Here is a 2,027-nt window from a genome sequence, read left to right on the forward strand (position 1 = left end):
GGTGGGTGGTGTCCCGCCGGCCCCGGTGGGGCGGGCCGGGTCCGTGGCGTCGGCCGGACGGGCGTGGCCGGTGGTCTCCACGCGGAACCTCCGGTGGGTGGGGAGGGGCGTCGCCGGGCGACGACGCCGGTGGGTCGTGAGCGGTCCCTGCCTCCCCGGGAGGCGTGTGCTTCATGTGTGCGCCGGTGCGAATTCACTCCTGCGGGCAAAGCCCCGGGCCCACCTCGCGACGGTCCGTTCGTGCCCGGGCCCCGGCTCGAGAACGCTGTGCTTCCTCCCCTGGCCAAAGCATGACGCGGGGCCGACAACCCCGCCGAGCACGCCGAGAGCCCGCCGGAGCGTTCCGACGGGCCCTCGGCGCGAGTCGCGGTACGACCGTCGCCCGGCGGTGCCCCCGGGGTGCGTGATCCCCGGCGGCGCCCGGTGTTTGCGGCGTTGCGGGGTTTGCGGGGGACTCCCCCGGCCCACGGCTCCGCCGGCTCCCCCGGGCCCGACGGGCGCGCCTCCCGGCGCCGGTTCAGAGCACCCGGGGCGGTTCCCCGTCGGCGACCATGGGGCGGCCCGCCGCCTCCCAGGCGAGCATCCCGCCGTCCACGTTGACCGCGTCCACGCCGTTCCGGGCCAGGTAGGCCGTCACCTGCGCCGACCGGCCGCCGACCCGGCACAGCACGTGCACCGGTTCGTCGCCGGCGCGCTCCTCGATCTCCGCGAGGCGGGCGATCACCTCGCCCATCGGGATGTGGAGGGCGCCCTCGGCGCGCCCGGCGGCCCACTCGTCGGGCTCGCGGACGTCGAGCAGCAGCCCGTCGGCGGGAACGGCGTCCACCGTCACGGTGGGGACCTGTGCGAAGTTCATGCCCCCGACTGTAGGGGACCGTGCCGGCCCTCCCGGGAGCCGACGGGTCGCCCGCCGGCGGATCGGCTCAGCCCGACCCGGTGCCCCCGGCGCCGGTGCCCCCGGGGACGCCGTCGCCGGAGCCGGCGGACGGCCCGGTCGGCCCGTCGGCGGACGCGGGCCCCTCGGCGGACGCCGGCTCCTCGGCGGACGGCGGGTCGCCGGCGCCGGACGCGGCCCGGTACAGCTCCGCCTCCCGCTCGCGGATCCTCTCCCGCAGCCCCTCGGCGATCTCCTCCAGCAGCGCGTCCGGGTCGTCCTCCCCCAGGCGCAGCAGCGAGCCGATCGCGCCGCCCTCCAGCGAGGCGGCGATCTCCGCCAGCAGGTCCCGCCGCTCGGCCAACCACCCGAGCCGGGCCACCAGCTCCTCACCGCGCTGCACGGGCGAGGGGCCCCGCGCGGGCCCCGCCTCCCACTCCTCGGTCAACGCGCGCAGGGCCGCCACGTCGCCCAGGGCGTAGGCCTGGTTGACCCGGGTGACGAACGCGCCGCGCCGGTCCGCCTCCGCCGGATCGGTCACCAGGTCGGGGTGACAGCGGCGGATCAGCTCCCGGAACAGTCCGCGGGCCTCGGGGCCCGGCCGCACCCGGGGCGGGGGCGTGGCGGTGCGGTCGGTGAGCATCGCGGCGGCGTCGGGGGCCAGGCCGTCGGGACCCAGCCAGTCCTGGAACAGTTCCGCCACGCCGGGCAGCGGCTGCACCCGGGCACGCGCCTCGCGGGCCCTGCGCACGTCCTCCGGGTCGCCGGTGCGGGCGGCGGTCGCCTCGGCGATGCGCGCCTCCAGCTCCTCCAGGTGGGCGTAGAGCGGGCCGAGGCGTTCGTCGTGGAGGCGGGAGAAGTTCTCCACCTCGATGCGGAAGCTCTCCACGGCGATCTCGAACTCGATCAGCGCGACCTCGGCGGCCCGCACCGCCTTCTCGAGCCGTTCGGCCGCCTCGGGGTCGATGTCACCGGACCCGCCGGCGTCGGGGGCGTCGGCGCCGGTCCCGGACGCGTCGGCGGCGCCCGCCGGCTCCGGGGCGTCGGGGGCCCGCGCGGCCTCCGGCGCGGGGGCGGCGGGCCCGCCCGGGCGGTCGGTGCCGGTGGGGCCGTGGTCCTCCGTGGTGCTCACCCCCGAAAGCCTAGACGAGAC

2 protein-coding genes are annotated in these 2,027 nt (G+C 78.5%); both read right to left on the minus strand.

Annotated elements, in window-relative coordinates; genetic code table 11:
* Window positions 1-517: 517 nt before the first annotated feature.
* A complete protein-coding gene (locus FOE67_RS23960; protein ID WP_182666922.1) occupies window positions 518-856 on the minus strand; it encodes a rhodanese-like domain-containing protein in 339 nt (112 codons plus the stop codon).
* 67 nt (window positions 857-923) lie between these two features.
* On the minus strand, window positions 924-2,006 hold the full coding sequence (locus FOE67_RS23965) for a J domain-containing protein (RefSeq protein WP_323385392.1): 1,083 nt from the start codon (window positions 2,004-2,006) through the stop codon (window positions 924-926).
* Between the last annotated feature and the right edge of the window lie 21 nt (window positions 2,007-2,027).

The organism is Streptomyces calidiresistens, assembly GCF_014141525.1.
GTDB lineage: Bacteria > Actinomycetota > Actinomycetes > Streptomycetales > Streptomycetaceae > Streptomyces > Streptomyces calidiresistens.

What these genes read in the sequence shown, in the direction of transcription:
- FOE67_RS23960 (WP_182666922.1), bottom strand. Translation starts at nt 856, where the DNA reads ATGAACTTCGCACAGGTCCCCACCGTGACGGTGGACGCCGTTCCCGCC.